General features: G+C 74.6%; 14 protein-coding genes. 7 read left to right on the plus strand and 7 right to left on the minus strand.

What is annotated here, in order from left to right:
- The first annotated feature begins 36 nt into the window (after positions 1–36).
- Both AWH51_RS09405 and AWH51_RS09410 read left to right on the plus strand, forming a co-directional pair.
- Positions 37–933: an alpha/beta fold hydrolase gene (locus tag AWH51_RS09405; protein WP_063071811.1), complete on the plus strand. Its 897-nt coding sequence runs from the start codon at positions 37–39 to the stop codon at positions 931–933.
- Positions 930–2,024: a glycosyltransferase family 4 protein gene (locus AWH51_RS09410; protein ID WP_063071812.1), complete on the plus strand. Its 1,095-nt coding sequence runs from the start codon at positions 930–932 to the stop codon at positions 2,022–2,024. The genes AWH51_RS09405 and AWH51_RS09410 overlap by 4 nt, the downstream gene beginning before the upstream one ends.
- Positions 2,025–2,046: 22 nt before the next feature.
- Here the strand turns inward: AWH51_RS09410 and AWH51_RS09415 are convergent, their stop codons facing one another.
- Together AWH51_RS09415 and AWH51_RS09420 are read right to left on the minus strand one after the other, a co-directional pair.
- Positions 2,047–2,682: a histidine phosphatase family protein gene (locus AWH51_RS09415; protein ID WP_063071813.1), complete on the minus strand. Its 636-nt coding sequence runs from the start codon at positions 2,680–2,682 to the stop codon at positions 2,047–2,049.
- Positions 2,679–3,533, minus strand: a complete 855-nt coding sequence (locus AWH51_RS09420; RefSeq protein ID WP_063071814.1) for a Sir2 family NAD-dependent protein deacetylase — start codon at positions 3,531–3,533, stop codon at positions 2,679–2,681. The genes AWH51_RS09415 and AWH51_RS09420 overlap by 4 nt, the downstream gene beginning before the upstream one ends.
- 149 nt (positions 3,534–3,682) lie before the next feature.
- On the opposite strand from AWH51_RS09420, the gene AWH51_RS09425 reads away from it, so the two are divergent.
- The gene (locus tag AWH51_RS09425; protein ID WP_063071815.1) at positions 3,683–4,492 is read left to right on the plus strand and encodes a TrmH family RNA methyltransferase; all 810 of its coding nucleotides are present in this window, start codon (positions 3,683–3,685) and stop codon (positions 4,490–4,492) included.
- Positions 4,489–5,703, plus strand: a complete 1,215-nt coding sequence (locus tag AWH51_RS09430) for a D-alanyl-D-alanine carboxypeptidase family protein (protein WP_063071816.1) — start codon at positions 4,489–4,491, stop codon at positions 5,701–5,703. The genes AWH51_RS09425 and AWH51_RS09430 overlap by 4 nt, the downstream gene beginning before the upstream one ends.
- A gap of 60 nt (positions 5,704–5,763) precedes the next feature.
- Here AWH51_RS09430 and AWH51_RS09435 read toward each other — a convergent pair whose 3' ends face one another.
- The gene (locus tag AWH51_RS09435; protein ID WP_063071817.1) at positions 5,764–6,555 is read right to left on the minus strand and encodes an SGNH/GDSL hydrolase family protein; all 792 of its coding nucleotides are present in this window, start codon (positions 6,553–6,555) and stop codon (positions 5,764–5,766) included.
- A gap of 141 nt (positions 6,556–6,696) precedes the next feature.
- Between AWH51_RS09435 and AWH51_RS09440 the strand changes: the two genes are divergently transcribed.
- The 3 genes from AWH51_RS09440 (at position 6,697) to AWH51_RS09450 (ending at position 10,790) form a co-directional block, all read left to right on the plus strand.
- Positions 6,697–7,548, plus strand: coding sequence for a VOC family protein (locus AWH51_RS09440; RefSeq protein WP_063071818.1), 852 nt, complete (start codon positions 6,697–6,699; stop codon positions 7,546–7,548).
- A gap of 52 nt (positions 7,549–7,600) precedes the next feature.
- Complete coding sequence (locus tag AWH51_RS09445; protein ID WP_063071819.1) at positions 7,601–8,782, plus strand: acyl-CoA dehydrogenase family protein; 1,182 nt, start codon at positions 7,601–7,603, stop codon at positions 8,780–8,782.
- 199 nt (positions 8,783–8,981) lie between these two features.
- Positions 8,982–10,790 (plus strand): DEAD/DEAH box helicase, encoded by a 1,809-nt coding sequence (locus AWH51_RS09450; RefSeq protein WP_063071820.1) that lies wholly within the window; start codon positions 8,982–8,984, stop codon positions 10,788–10,790.
- A gap of 181 nt (positions 10,791–10,971) precedes the next feature.
- On the opposite strand, the gene AWH51_RS09455 is transcribed toward AWH51_RS09450, so the two are convergent.
- From AWH51_RS09455 to AWH51_RS09470, 4 genes are read right to left on the minus strand one after another with little or no spacing between them, the layout of a single operon-like run.
- Entirely contained in the window at positions 10,972–11,979 is a 1,008-nt protein-coding gene (locus AWH51_RS09455) for a glycine betaine ABC transporter substrate-binding protein (RefSeq protein ID WP_063071821.1), read from the minus strand.
- A 2-nt stretch (positions 11,980–11,981) separates the two neighbouring features.
- Complete coding sequence (locus AWH51_RS09460) at positions 11,982–12,746, minus strand: ABC transporter permease (protein WP_063071822.1); 765 nt, start codon at positions 12,744–12,746, stop codon at positions 11,982–11,984.
- Positions 12,743–14,029 (minus strand): ABC transporter ATP-binding protein, encoded by a 1,287-nt coding sequence (locus AWH51_RS09465; protein WP_063071823.1) that lies wholly within the window; start codon positions 14,027–14,029, stop codon positions 12,743–12,745. The genes AWH51_RS09460 and AWH51_RS09465 overlap by 4 nt, the downstream gene beginning before the upstream one ends.
- Positions 14,022–14,663: an ABC transporter permease gene (locus tag AWH51_RS09470; protein WP_063071824.1), complete on the minus strand. Its 642-nt coding sequence runs from the start codon at positions 14,661–14,663 to the stop codon at positions 14,022–14,024. The genes AWH51_RS09465 and AWH51_RS09470 overlap by 8 nt, the downstream gene beginning before the upstream one ends.
- Positions 14,664–14,736: the final 73 nt, after the last annotated feature.

The following is a 14,736-nucleotide window of genomic DNA, read 5'->3' on the forward strand; positions in this document are numbered from 1 at the left end:
GACCGGGGGCGCCCGCCGCTCGTAGACTCGACCCCGATGAACGTCCCCTCGCCCTACGCCGCCCAGCTCGACCGGATCCCCGTCGTCCGGCGCACCGCCGACGTCCTCGGCAGCCCCACCGCGTGGTGGGAGTACGGTCCCGCCGACGCGCGCGAGGTCCTCGTCGTGGTCCACGGGTTCCGCGGCGACCACCACGGGCTGGAGCCGGTGGTGGCGCAGCTGCCCGGCGTGCGCATCATCTCGCCCGACCTGCCGGGGTTCGGCGACTCCGCGCCGCTGGCGGGCGCCGCGCACGACATCCCCGGGTACGCGGCATGGCTCCGCGCGTTCGTCGACGCCACGGGCACGCGCGACGCGACCGTGCTCGGCCATTCGTTCGGATCGATCGTCGTCACGGCCGCGCTCGCGGGCGGCCTCCCGAACCCGCGGGCGATCCTCGTCAACCCGATCGCCGCCCCCGCCCTCGAGGGACCGCGCGGGATCCTCACGCGCCTCGCCGTGCTGTACTACCGCTCCGCCGCCGTCCTCCCCGAGCGCGCGGGCTTCGGCCTGCTGCGCAACCGCGCCATCGTCCGGGTGATGAGCGAGGCCATGGCGAAGACACGCGACCGCGGGCTGCGCCGGTGGATCAACGACCAGCACGACCGCTTCTTCAGCGCGTTCGGCGACCGCCGCGTCGTGCTCGAGGCCTTCCGGGCGTCCGTGTCCTCGGACGTGAGCACCTACGCGCCCCGGGTGCGCGTGCCCGTGCTGCTCGTCGCGGCCGAGCGCGACGACATCACGCCCGTGGCCGCCCAGCACCGGCTGCGCACCCTGTTCGCGGACGCCCGCCTCGAGGTCATCCCGCGCGTCGGGCACCTCATCCACTACGAGACGCCCCGGGAGGCCGCCGGCTTCATCCGCGCGTTCCTCGACCAGGGGAGCGCCTCATGAGGCTCGTGTTCGACTGCCGGTACACGCGCGTCGGCCGCCACGACGGGATCAGCCGCTACGGCGCCGAGCTCGTCGCCCGGCTGGGCGAGCGCTTCGACGTGACCATGCTCATCAGCGACCACCGCCAGCTCGCCCTCCTGCCCGACCTGCCGTGGCAGCTGGTGAGCGCGCCGACCGGCGCCCGGGAGCCGTGGATCGCCCGGCGCATCGCCCGGCTGCGCCCCGACGTGGTCTACAGCCCCATGCAGACGATGGGATCCCGCGGACGCGACTACCCGCTCGTGCTCACGCTGCACGACCTCATCTACTACCGCCACCGGCGTCCACCGCGCGACCTGCCGGCCGGGGTGCGCGCCCTGTGGCGCGCGTTCCACCTCGCCTGGTGGCCGCAGCGGCTGCTGCTCGACCGGGCCGATGCGATCGTGACGGTCAGCGAGACGACGCGCGGGCTGATCCGCCGCCACAAGCTCACCTCCCGTCCCGTGGTCGTCGTGCCCAACGCCGCCGAGCTGGAGCCCGCGCCCGACGGCGCGCCCGACGGCCCCCGTGACGCCCCCGCCGAGCGCACCCTCGTGTACATGGGCTCCTACATGCCGTACAAGAACGTCGACACCCTCGTGCGCGCCGCCGACGACCTGCCCGACCACGAGCTGCACCTGATGAGCCACGTCTCCGCACCCGAGCGCGCGCGCCTGGAGGCGCTCGCCGACGGCGCGCGCCTCGTGTTCCGCGAGGGTCCGAGCGACGAGGAGTACGCCCGGACGCTGCGCCGCGGCACGGCGCTGCTCACGGCATCGCGCGACGAGGGCTTCGGCATCCCCGTCATCGAGGCGATGAGCGTCGGGCTCCCCGTCGTCGTCAGCGACATCCCGATCTTCCGCGAGATCTGCGGGGACGCCGCCGTCTACGTCGACCCGGACGATCCCGAGGGCTTCGCCGCGGCGGTCCGCGCCCTCGAGGACCCCGCGGAGTGGCGCCGTCGGTCCGCCGCGTGCGTCGCCCGGGCCGCCGCCTACGACTGGGACCGCTCCGCCTCCGCGCTCGGGGACCTGCTCGTGCAGGTCGCCCGGCCGAGGACTCCCTCGGCCTGATCCCCCGCGGGGATCCGACGGCTCAGGCGGGCCGGGCCTCCGATGACGGGGCGACGGCGGCGAGCTCCGCGACGCCGCCGAAGCGCAGCAGCGACAGCGTCCCGTCGATCACGCCGAAGGTGTGCGCCGAGCCGTTCTCGATCATGGGGCCCGGCCGACCGAGGAGCGAGGGGTCGAGGCTCCGGGCGAGCGCCGCGATCACGCCGCCGTGCGACACCACGATGAGCGATCCGCCCGGGTGCTCCTCCGCGAGGCGCAGCAACGCTCCGCCGGCCCGCTCGGTGACGGACTCCACGGTCTCGCGGCCGGGGACGTCGCCGTCCGGGAAGCGCGCCTCGATCTCGGAGTGGGTGAGCCCCTCCGCGAGGCCGTAGCGGCGCTCGGCCAGCGCCGGCTCCGGCAGGGGACCGGCGGTGGGGGAGCCGCCGAGCGCGAGGTGCTCGACGATGATCGACGCGGTCTCGAACGCGCGCCCGAGCGGGCTGGCGTGCACGGCATCCCAGCCGGCGCCGCCGTGCGCCGCCTCGGCGAGCAGCGCCCCCGCGGTGGCGGCCTGGGCGCGGCCGGTGTCGTCGAGCGGGATGTCGCTCGATCCCTGCACGCGCCGCTCCACGTTCCACGCGGTGCGGCCGTGGCGGACGAGCACGATGCGCGTCACGACGCGAGCTCCGTCGCGATGGCGCGGAGGGTCTCGCTGGTGCCGCCCTCGAGGCGCACGGTGGCACGCGTGTCGCCCTTGGTGATGCCGCGGTTGAGGATCACGATCGGCATGCGGCTCCTCCGGGCGATCTCGAGCAGTCGGATGCCGGAGTTCACGGCGAGCGAGGAGCCGGCGATGAGGAGCACGTCCGCGTCGGAGACGATGGCGCTCGCCTCCTGGAAGCGCTCGGTGGGCACCAGCTCGCCGAAGAACACCACGTCGGGCTTCAGCATGCCGCCGCAGACGCTGCACACCGGGATCCGGAAGCGGTCGACGTCGTGCACCTGGGCGTCGCCGTCGGGGTTCAGCTCCACCGCGTCGGGCTGGTCGAGCCACGGGTTCTCCGCGCTGATGCGGTCGGCGATCGCCGACCGCGCGTACGCCTGGCCGCAGTCCAGGCAGAGGACCCGGTCGAGCGACCCGTGCAGGTCCACCACGCGGCGCGACCCGGCGCGCTCGTGCAGGCCGTCGACGTTCTGCGTGACGAGGCCCGACACGACGCCGGCGCCCTCGAGGTCGGCGAGCGCGGCGTGCCCGTCGTTGGGGCGCGCGGAGCTGAACGCCTTCCAGCCGAGGTGCCCGCCCGCCCAGTAGCGGCGGCGGAAGTCGTCGCCCTCGCTGCGGAACTGCTGGAACGTCATCGGATTCCGCTTGGGGGCGCCCTCGCCGCGGTAGTCCGGGATGCCCGAGTCGGTGCTGAGGCCCGCGCCCGTGAGGACCGCCGTGCGGCGGCCGCGCATCAGCTCGACGGCCTCGGCCACGGTGGATCCCGCGGGGGGCCGGGGATCGTCGCGGAGAGCGGTGCTCATGGGGCCTCCCGGTGGCGCACGGACACCCCATCCTGTCGGCGGGCGACGACGGGGCAGGGCATCATTGTCCTGCCGAGTCTAGACAGCGCACCCCCGCGATGGCTCCGCGCGAGCAGCACCGCCCCGCCCGGCGGACGGAGAGGATCGGCGTGCACATCCACCGCATCGAGGACCTCGACGCCCCGGGGCTCGAGGACTACTCCCGGCTCACCGACGTGGCGCTCCGCCGCGTGAGCGAGCCGGCGGGAGGCCTCTACATCGCCGAGTCGACCAAGGTCATGGGACGCGCGCTCGCCGCGGGCCACGTGCCCCGCTCCGTGCTGCTGCAGGAGCAGTGGCTCGACGACGTCACGCCGCTCCTCGCGGACTTCCCCGACGTGCCCGTCTTCGTGGGGGAGGCCGCGGTGCTGGAGCGGCTCACCGGGTACAACCTGCATCGGGGAGCGCTCGCCGCCATGCACCGACCGGCGCTCCCCGCGGTCGCCGACGTGCTGCGCGACGCCCGACGGGTGGTGGTGCTCGAGGACGTCGTCGACCACACCAACGTGGGCGCCATCTTCCGCGCCGTCGCCGGCATCGGGGCCGATGCCGTGCTCATCACCCCGCGCTGCGCCGACCCGCTCTACCGCCGGAGCGTCAGGGTCAGCATGGGCACGGTGCTGCAGGTGCCGTGGACCCGGCTGCCCGAGTGGCCCGAGGCCGTCACGCTCCTGCACGAGGCCGGCTTCCACCTCGCCGCGCTCGCGCTGGAGGACGACGCCGTGACGCTCGACGCCTTCGCGGCGGATCCACCCGAGCGCATCGCGCTCGTGCTCGGCACCGAGGGCGACGGCCTCAGCCGCGCCGCGCTCCGCCACGCGGACTCGACGGTCGTCATCCCGATGCTGCACGGCGTGGACTCCCTCAACGTCGCCGCGGCGAGCGCCGTGGCGCTGTACGCGCTGCGGGTGCCCGCGTGAGCCGCGCCCGCCTCCTCGTCCTCACCGGGGTCGCGGCCGCGCTCCTCGTCTCCGGCGGCGTCTACGTCCCGGTCAGCCTGACGGCGGATCCGCCGGCCGCGGTCGCGCAGGTCGAGGCACCCGATCCGATCGTCAACGTCCTCACGCCCGAGGCCTGGCCGGGCGCGGGCGTCTCCGCGGTCGGCGCCGTCGGCTTCGACGGGGTCCTCGCGACCGACGACCCGGCGCCCGTGTCGCACCCCATGGCGAGCATCACCAAGATCGTGACCGCGCTGGTGGTGCTGCAGGCGAAGCCGCTCGCCCCCGGCGAGGACGGTCCGCAGGTGACCTTCACGGCCGAGGACGAGGCCCTGCGCGCCGAGATCCTCAAGCAGGACGGCACCGTCGAGCCGGCCGTGCCGGGCACGAGCCTCGCGCAGCGACACCTCCTCGAGGGCGCGCTGCTCGCGAGCGCGAACAACTACGCGGCGTCGCTGGGCGTCTGGGCGTACGGGTCCAACGACGCGTTCGTCGCCGCGGCGAACGCGTGGCTCGCCGAGCACGGGCTGACCGGCACGCACGTCGCCGACGCCATGGGCCTGTCACCCGAGACGGTGAGCACGACCCCCGACCTCGTGCGCATCGGCGAGATGGCGCTCGCCGACCCCGTGCTCTCCGGGATCGTCAACCAGAGGAGCGCAGACCTCCCGGGCGTGGGCACCATCCAGAACCGCAACATGCTCGCGTCGGTGCCGGGCTTCCGCGGGATCAAGACCGGCACGCTCGAGCAGGCGGGCAAGTGCCTGCTCTGGGCGGTGGACACGCAGGTGGGCGACCGCGACGTGACGTTCGTCGGGGTCACGCTCGGTGCCCGCGACCACGCGGAGCTCGCCCGGCAGGTGCTCGCGCTCCTGCCCACCGTGACCGCGAACATGCACGTGGTCCAGGTCGCCACCGCCGGGGAGCCGTTCGCCGACTACGCGACCCCCTGGGGCGCCACGGCGCAGGCCGTCGCCACCGAGGACGAGACGCTGCTGGTGTGGGGCGACACGCCTGTGACCACGACCGTGGCCGCGCGCGGCGCGAGCGAGGGCGACGCGGGGGACCCGGTGGGCACCGCGACCGTCACCGCCGGCGCGCAGAGCGTGCAGGTGCCGCTGGCGCTGGACCGCGCGATCGCCGGACCCGACGGCTGGTGGCGCCTGGGCAACCCGGGGGAGATGCTCGGCTGACGCCGGGCGCCCGCGGCCCGGTCGGCCCGGTCGGCCCTGTCGCGCCCGCGGCTGCCGCGGTCAGCCGTCCGCGTCGACGCGCGTCCACGGCGAGGCGTCCGGCCGCTTGGCCGTGCGCCCGTCGCCGGAGGACTGGTGGCGGAGCCGCCGCAGCACCCACGGCACGAAGTAGGACCGCGCCCAGTCGATGTCGCCCGCGCGCGCCTGCCGCCACGTGCGCGCCGGGAGCGGCTCGGGCTTCCGGGGCTCGAGGTCGTTCTCCACGGCGAGCGCGGCGAGCACCATGCGCGCCACCGTGTGGTGGCCGAGCGGCGCGAGGTGCAGCCGGTCGACGTCCCACATGCGCGGGTCCTGGATCTCGGTGAGCGACCACTGGTCGGCGACGATGCAGTCGTGCCGGGCGGCGATCGCGCGGATGTCCTCGTTGTAGATCGCGACCTTGCCGCGGAGGCGCCCGAACACGGGGGAGAACTTGACGTCGGTGCCCGTGAAGAGCACCACGGTCGCGCCCTCGGAGGAGAGGCGGGCGACCATGCCGTCGAGGCGGTCCGCGAGCCGGTCCGGATCCGCTCCCGGCCGGAGGATGTCGTTGCCGCCCGCGGAGAGGGACACGAGGTCGGGGTGCAGGGCCAGGGCCGGCTCGACCTGCTCGTCGGCGATCTGCGCGAGGAGCCGTCCGCGGATGGCGAGGTTCGCGTAGGAGAAGCCCTCGACCTGATCCGCGAGCACCTCGGCCACGCGGTCCGCCCAGCCCCGGTGCCCGCCCGGGCTGCCCGGCTCGGGATCGCCGATGCCCTCCGTGAAGGAGTCGCCGAGGGCGACGTAGCGGCGCCAGGGGTGGGGCTCGGTCATGCGGTTCCTTCCGGGTGGGGCGCCTCCCATCATAGGAACGGCCTCCCGCCGGGGGTCGCGTCCGCGGCGCGGGAATGACCGCGGCGACGAGTTGGTTGAGCCCTCAAGCAACTGTTCCACACCGAGCGAACCCGAGGACCCATGCCCGACCTGCTCTCCGCCGACACGACCATGGGGCCCGTGACCCTCCTGGTCCGCGACCTCGACGCCATGACCGCCTACTACCGCGACGCCGTCGGCCTCGACCTCGTCGCCGAGGGCCGGGGGTCCGTGATGCTCGGCCGGGGGAGCGCCCCCGCCGTGATCCTGGAGACCGGGCACGGCCTCGACCTGCCGAGCCCCGGGGACGCCGGCCTCTTCCACACGGCCGTGCTCTTCGACACCCCCGCGGCCCTGGCGCGCTCGGTCGCCTCCGTGGCCCGCCGAGCACCGGGCACGTACGCGGGCAGCGCCGACCACCTGGTGAGCCGGGCCTTCTACTTCACCGACCCCGAGGGCAATGGCGTCGAGCTCTACACCGACCGCCCGCGGGACGAGTGGACGTGGGAGGACGGGCACCTCGTCATGGGCACGCTGCACCTCGACCCGAACGCCTACCTGCAGCAGGAGCTCGCGCCCGTCGCGTCGGCCGCCGACGACGCGGCCGGCATCGGGCACGTGCACCTGCAGGTCGGCGACACCGGGACGGCGCACGCGTTCTACGTCGACGCGCTCGGCTTCGAGCTGGTCGCCGGGGCGCACGGCTCCGCGATCTTCGTCTCGGCCGGCGGGTACCACCACCACATGGCCATGAACACCTGGAACAGCCGGGGCGCGGGTCGGCGTCCGGCGACGCTCGGGCTCGGCACCGTCCGCATCGAGGTGCCCACGCGCGACGAGGTCGAGGCCGTCGACGCGCGGCTCCGCCACGCGGGCGTGGCCACGCGGGACGACGGGCGCGCGCTCGCGTTCGAGGACCCGTGGGGCAACGCGCTGGTCCTGTCGGCCGGCTGAGCGGCGGGATCCGGGCCCCCGGGCTCCCGTCCGCGCGGGGGAGGATGGGCGCATGACGCCGGCCGACCCGCTCGATCCGCACGCGCTCCTCGACGACGCCCTGCTCGAGCGGATCCGCTCCCGGGCCGCCGGCTACGACGAGCGCGCCGCCTTCTTCACGGAGGACCTGGCGGAGCTGCGGGAGGCGGGGTACCTGCGCCTCCTCGTGCCGCGCGACCTCGGCGGATCCGGCGCCTCGCTCGCGGACGCCGTGCGCTGCCAGTCGCTCCTCGCGGAGGCCGCTCCCGCGACGGCCCTCGGTGTCGGCATGCACCTCGTCTGGACGGCCGTCGCGCGGATCCTCGCCGACCGCGGCGACGACTCCCTCCGCGGCGTGCTCGAGGACGCCGCCCGCGGCGAGGTGCTCGCCTTCGCCATCAGCGAGCCCGGCAACGACGCCGGCCTCGGCGACGCCCGCACGCGCGCCGTGCCCGACGGCACGGGCGGCTACAACTTCACGGGCACGAAGGCGTCCGCGAGCATGTCTCCCGCGTGGACCCGGCTCGGGCTCTTCGGCCGGGACGACCTCGATCCCGAGCGGCCGCTCCTCGTGCACGCGTTCGTGCGCCGCGACGCGCCCGGCCTCGAGATCGTCCAGGACTGGGACACCCTCGGCATGCGCGCGACGCGCAGCGACAGCGTCGAGCTGCGCGACGTGCACGCGCCCGCCGCCGACGTCGTCCGCCGCCGCGAGCCGGGACGCCGCGACGACCCCTTCGCGCTCGCGGTCCTCCAGGCCTTCGAGCTGCTGATCGCGTCCGTGTACGCGGGGCTCGGCCGGCGCGCGCTCGACCTCGCGGTCGCGTCCGCACGGAGCAGGACCTCCCACGCCGCGGGCGGGGCGTCGCTCGCCGTCGACCCCGCCGTGCGCGCGCTCGTCGCCGAGGCGGCCCTCCAGCAGGACGCCCTGGCCCCGCAGCTGCGGGCGCTCGCCGAGGACGTGGACCGCGGCGTCGACCACGGCGACCGGTGGCCGTCGCTCCTCGTGGGCGCCAAGGCCCGCGCCACGCGCACCGCGGCGGACGTCGTGCGCGCGGCCGTCGGCGTCGTCGGCGGATCGGCGTTCCGCACAGGCGACGAGCTCGGCCGCCTGCACCGCGACGCGCTGGCCGGCGGCTTCCACCCGCCGAGCGACCGGCAGGCCGCCGAGACGCTCGCGACGGCGCTCCTCGGGCCCGCCGCGCGCCCGGTCTGAGCGCCCACCGGGCAGCCGCTCGACGTGCGCCGAGGGGCGGGGGAGGCGACGCGCCCGGCTGTCGGCCGGGCGCCGGATCCGCCGGACGGCGAGCGTCGGGACGCGTCGCCGACGGCCGTGCGGATCCGCTCCCGCCGTCCTGCCCGACGGGGGCGCGAGCCGTCGGGTCGATCGCCTCGGGCGGGTATCGTGAGGTCGAGTGAGCACCCTGCCGTCCCCTCCTCCGCACGTCGGATCCGCCGCGGCCGAGCACCTCTCGCCGGCCTTCCCGGAGCGGGCCGCCTGGGGCACCGTCAGCAAGCTGCGCGCGTGGCAGGAGGAGGCCCTCACCGCCTACTTCGAGAACGAGCCGCGCGACTTCCTCGCCAACGCGACGCCGGGCGCCGGCAAGACCACGTTCGCGCTCCGCCTCGCCTCCGAGCTGCTGCACCGCAAGACGATCGACCGGATCACCGTCGTCGCCCCCACCGAGCACCTCAAGAAGCAGTGGGCCGACGCCGCCGCCCGCGCAGGCGTCCGCCTCGACCCGATGTACAGCAACTCCTCCGGCGCCCTCGGCCGGCACTACCACGGGGCCGCCGTCACGTACGCGCAGGTCGCCGCCAACCCGTACCTGCACAAGACCATGACCGAGTCGAGCCGCACGCTCGTGATCCTCGACGAGGTCCACCACGGCGGCGACGCGCTCAGCTGGGGCGACGCGATCCGCGAGGCCTTCGAGCGCGCGACCCGCCGCCTCTCGCTCACGGGGACGCCCTTCCGCTCCGACACGGCGCCCATCCCGTTCGTCAGCTACCTGCGCGACCACCGCGGCGTCCGCCTCTCGCAGACCGACTACGACTACGGCTACGGGCGTGCGCTCGCCGACGGCGTCGTCCGGCCCGTCATCTTCCTCGCGTACGCGGGCAGCATGCGCTGGCGGAACAAGATGGGCGACGAGATGGAGGCGCAGCTCGCCGAGGGCAACACCAAGGACATCACCTCCCAGGCGTGGCGCACGGCCCTCGCACCGGACGGCGAGTGGATCCCGCAGGTGCTCGCGGCCGCCGACCGCCGCCTCACCGAGGTGCGGCAGTCGATCCCCGACGCGGGCGGCCTCGTCATCGCGACCGACCACACCACCGCGCGCGCCTATGCCGCGATCCTGCAGCGGATCAGCGGACAGCCCGTGACCCTCGTCCTCTCCGACGACGTCGAGGCGAGCGCCAACATCGACCGGTTCTCCGCGGGCACCTCCCGGTGGATGGTCGCGGTGCGCATGGTGTCCGAGGGCGTCGACGTGCCGCGGCTCGCCGTCGGCGTGTACGCCACCAGCGCGTCCACCCCGCTGTTCTTCGCGCAGGCCATCGGCCGCTTCGTGCGCGCCCGACGCCGGGGCGAGACGGCGTCGATCTTCCTGCCCAGCGTCCCCAACCTCCTCGTGCTCGCCAACGAGCTCGAGCGCCAGCGCGACCACGCCCTCGACCGCGACTCCTCGAAGGAGGGCGACCTCTACAACCCCGAGGACGCCATGATGGGCGAGGCCAACCGCAGCGAGAAGGGGTCCGACTCGCTCCTCAGCGAGTTCTCCTTCGAGGCGATGGGGTCCGAGGCCACCTTCGACAAGGTCCTCTTCGACGGCGCCGAGTTCGGGCAGATGGCCGACGTCGGCAGCCTCGAGGAGGAGGAGTTCATCGGCCTCCCCGGGATCCTCGAACCCGAGCAGGTGCGCGAGCTCCTCGCCCAGCGGCAGCACCGGCAGTCGAAGCACGCCAGCGAGCGCGAGCGCAAGCAGGCCGAGAGCGGCGCGCCCAAGGACCCGGACGACATCCCGCTGTACCGCACGCTCAAGGAGCAGCGGCAGCTCCTCAACAGCCTCGTCGGGATGCGCGCCAAGCTCCACGGCGAACCGCACGGGCTCGTGCACGCCGAGCTCCGCCGCGTGTGCGGCGGGCCGGCCGTCGGCCAGTGCAGCGTGACGCAGCTGCAGCAGCGCATCGACCAGCTCCGCCGGTGGATGCGCAGCTGACGCGCCCGATCCGTCGGGGGCAGCTCCGCCGGTGGATGCGCAGCTGACGCGCCCGATCCGTCGGGGGCAGCTCCGCCGGTGGATGCGCAGCTGACGCGCCCGATCGGTCGGGGGCAGCTCCGCGGGTGGATGCGCAGCTGACGCGCCCGATCGGTCGGGGGCAGCTCCGCCGGACGCGCGGCTAGGGCTCCGTCACGAAGCCGTGGTCGACCATGAAGCGGTACGCGACGTCCGCGGGCTCCTCGCCCTGGTCGTCCACCTCGAGGTTCATCTCGCGGAGCGCGTCGTCGGTGATCTCGGGGGAGATCCGGTCGAACACGTCCTGCAGGCCCGGGTACTCCGCGAGCGTCGCGCTGTCGAGGACGGGCGCCACGTTGTACGCGGGGAAGAAGCCGAGGTCGTCCTGCAGGATGCGCAGGCCGAGCTTGTCGATGCGCCCGTCCGTCGTGTACACCTCGCCGAACTGGCACGTGCCCCGGTCCGCCGCCGTGTACACCGCGCCGGTGTCGAAGATCGAGACGTTGCCGTCCGGGACGCCGTCCGCGGATCCGCGCGGGATGCCGTACGCATCCAGGAGCGGCGAGAGGCCGTCGCTGCGGGAGTTGAACTCCGCCTCCACGCAGAACGTCCGCTTGTCGACGGGCAGGTCCCGGATCTGCGACAGCTTCGTGATCCCGAGGCGTTCCGCCTCCTCGTCGCGCATGGCGAGCGCGTAGGTGTTGTTGAGCGGCGCGGGCGTCAGCCAGGTGAGGCCGTTCGCGGCGTCGGCGTCACGCACGGCCTCGTACTGGGCGCGCTGGTCGGCGATGCCGGACTTCTGGCCGAGGTAGCTGAGCCACGCCGTGCCCGTGTACTCCCACGTCATGTCGGCGCCGTGGCTCGTCATGAGCTCGCGCGCCGGCACGCTCCCCGGGACGTTCGTCTCGTCCGTCACCCGGAAGCCCGCGGCCCGCGCGGCGATGACCGCGATCTTGCCGAGGATGAGCTGCTCGGTGAAGTTCTTGGACGTGACGGTGAGCGAGGCGCCCGGCGGCAGGTCGAGCGGGCGGATGGAGCCGGGCGCCGCATCCGGCGCGTAGGCGGTGGCGGGCTGCAGGCCGCACCCCGTCAGGGTCGCGAGCGCGGCGACGACGAGCGCGGGGGCGGCAAGCGCCCGGCGACCGCGGGCGGAGCGGGGGAGGAGCGGCACGGTCAGAGTCCCTTCGGGCGGGCGACGTGCTCGACGATGCGGCCGAGCCAGTCGATGGCGAGCGCGAGGAGCGCGATGAGGAGGGCCCCGGAGACGAGGACGGGATACAGATAGAGGCTCACGCCCGTGATGATGAGGACGCCGAGGCCCCCGCCGTTCACGAACGCCGCGAGGGCCGCGGTGCCGACGAGGAGGATGAGCGCCGTGCGGATCCCGGCGAGCATCACGGGCACGGCCAGCGGCAGCTCGATGCGGAACAGCACGGCGACGCGGCTCATGCCCATCCCGCGACCGGCCTCGACGAGCCGCGCGTCGACGCCCCGGATGCCGAGCATGGTGTTCCGGAGCACCGGCAGCGCCGCGTAGAGCACGAGGGCGATGAGGCTCGCCGTGAAGCCGTCGGGCACGGCCATGGCGAGGAGCACCACGAGCCCGATCGCCGGTGCCGCCTGCCCGAGGTTCGCGACCGCGAGCACGGGCGCGGAGAACCGCCGGAAACGGGGACGGGTGAGGAGGACGCCGAGCGGGATGGCGATCACGAGCACGATCGCGGCCGCGGTGAACGTCAGGACGAGGTGCTCGAGGGTCGCCTTCCCCAGCGCGGCGGGGGCGAGGGTCGTGCGCTCCACCGCGGTGAGCGGTGCCGTCAGCAGCCACGCGACGTAGACGGCGAGGACCGCGGCGATGGCGACGGGCTGCGCGATGAGCCCGCGCCAGGTGCGCGCGCCGCCCGCGGTGCCGGTGCTCGCGTCGAGGGCGATGCTCATGCGTCGCGTCCGTCCGCGGCGTCGGACGCGGCGTCGTCGGGCCGGCCCGCGCGCTCGGCGTCGGCGCCGACCGTGCCGATGGTGCCGGTGTTCGTGCCGACGGGCGCGTCGTCCTGCACGCCGGCGGCCGACGCCCGGGCGCTCGTGATCGCGTCCATCACGGTCTCGACGTCGATCACGCCGAGGAACGCGCCGCCGCGTCCGGTGACGAGCGCCGCGCCGGCGCTCGAGACGAGCATCGTGTCGAGCGCGTCGTTCAGGGTCGCGCGGGCGCCGACGACGGGGAGCTGCGGGTCGGCGTCCGGGCCCACGACGTCGATGCGGCCGAGGGCGCGGCGGGACGGCCAGCGGAGCGGGCGGTCGCGCCCGTTGAGCACGACGGCGTGCTGGTGGCCGACCTCGTCCATGCGGGCGAGCACGTCGCGCGCGGCGTCGCCGGGCCGGGCGATCACGGCGTCGGCGAGCGGCACCTCGTCCACGCGCCGGAGCGTCAGCTGCTTGAGGCCGGCGCCCGAGCCGATGAACTCCTCGACGAACGCGTCGGCGGGCTCCGCGAGGATGCGCTCCGGGGTGTCGTACTGGACGATGCGGGCGCCCTCGGCGAAGACGACGATCCAGTCGCCGAGCTTCACGGCCTCGTCGAAGTCGTGCGTGACGATGACGATCGTCTTCTGCAGCTCGGCCTGGATGCGCAGGAGCTCGTCCTGCAGCCGCTGGCGGGTGATCGGGTCCACGGCGCCGAACGGCTCGTCCATGAGGAGCACGGGCGGGTCGGCGGCGAGCGCGCGGGCCACGCCCACGCGCTGCTGCTGCCCGCCGGACAGCTCCTTCGGGTACCGGTCGCGGTACTGGTCGGGGTCGAGCGAGACGAGCTCGAGCAGCTCGTCGACGCGGGCGCGGATCCGGGCGGCGTCCCAGCCGAGCATCTTCGGCACCACGGCGATGTTCGCGGCCACGGTCATGTGCGGGAAGAGGCCGCCCGCCTGGATCACGTAGCCGATGCGGCGTCGCAGCTCGTCGCCGTCGATGCCCGTGACGTCCTCGTCGCCGAGCACCACGCGGCCCTCGGTGGGCTCGATGAGCCGGTTGATCATCTTGAGCGTCGTGGTCTTGCCGCAGCCGGACGGGCCGACGAGCATCACGATCTTCCCCGCGGGGATCTCGAGCGTGATGCCGTCGACGGCCGGCTTCGCCTGGCCCGGGTAGCGCTTGGTGACGCGGTCGAGCAGGATCGACCGCCCGCTGACGTCGGCGGTCGGGGGAGTGGTGGGGGTCTCAGACACGGATGCCTCTCGGGGTGGTGAGCCGGCCGAGGCCGACGAGGACGAGGTCGAGCAGGAGGGCGAGCAGGACGACGCCGACGACGCCGGTGAGGACGGACTCGGTCGAGTTCGCGCCGCCGAGGCGCGAGAGCCCGGAGAAGATGAATCCGCCGAGCCCCGGCCCCAGCACGTACGCGGCGACCGCGGCGATCCCCATGACCATCTGCGCGGACACGCGGATCCCGCCGAGGATGACGGGCCACGCGAGCGGCAGCTCGACGCGGAGGAGCGTGCGCATCCGTCCCATGCCGATCCCGCGAGCCGACTCGACCACGGCCGGGTCGATGCCCGCGAGCCCCACCACGGCGTTCCGCAGGATCGGGAGCGTCGCGAAGAAGGTGACGACCGCGACCGCGGGGGCCACGCCGAAGCCGAGGGGCGCGATGAGCAGCCCCACCAGCGCGAAGGCGGGGATCGTGAGGCCGATGGCGGACACGCTGTTGGCGAGGGACGTGAGCGGGCGGCTGCGGTACACGGCGGCCGCGATGCCCACGGCGATCAGGGTGGCGAGCGCCAGGCACTGCACCACGAGGCTGAGGTGCTGCCAGGCGGAGAAGGCGATCTGGTCGGCTCGGGCGGACAGGAAGTCCCACATGTCGGTCTCCTCTGCGTCGGTCGGTCACCGGGAGGGGCGTCGGCGGGGGACACCCTACGCAGGCAGGCTGACG

Source organism: Clavibacter tessellarius (assembly GCF_001618005.1).
In the GTDB taxonomy this organism is placed as follows: domain Bacteria; phylum Actinomycetota; class Actinomycetes; order Actinomycetales; family Microbacteriaceae; genus Clavibacter; species Clavibacter tessellarius_A.

Bases quoted from the DNA above. Each gene is read 5' to 3' on its own strand.
- AWH51_RS09405 (WP_063071811.1), top strand. From the start codon at position 37: ATGAACGTCCCCTCGCCCTACGCCGCCCAGCTCGACCGGATCCCCGTC.
- AWH51_RS09410 (WP_063071812.1), top strand. From the start codon at position 930: ATGAGGCTCGTGTTCGACTGCCGGTACACGCGCGTCGGCCGCCACGAC.
- AWH51_RS09420 (WP_063071814.1), bottom strand. From the start codon at position 3,533: ATGAGCACCGCTCTCCGCGACGATCCCCGGCCCCCCGCGGGATCCACC.
- AWH51_RS09435 (WP_063071817.1), bottom strand. From the start codon at position 6,555: ATGACCGAGCCCCACCCCTGGCGCCGCTACGTCGCCCTCGGCGACTCC.
- AWH51_RS09440 (WP_063071818.1), top strand. From the start codon at position 6,697: ATGCCCGACCTGCTCTCCGCCGACACGACCATGGGGCCCGTGACCCTC.
- AWH51_RS09445 (WP_063071819.1), top strand. From the start codon at position 7,601: ATGACGCCGGCCGACCCGCTCGATCCGCACGCGCTCCTCGACGACGCC.
- AWH51_RS09460 (WP_063071822.1), bottom strand. From the start codon at position 12,746: ATGAGCATCGCCCTCGACGCGAGCACCGGCACCGCGGGCGGCGCGCGC.
- AWH51_RS09470 (WP_063071824.1), bottom strand. From the start codon at position 14,663: ATGTGGGACTTCCTGTCCGCCCGAGCCGACCAGATCGCCTTCTCCGCC.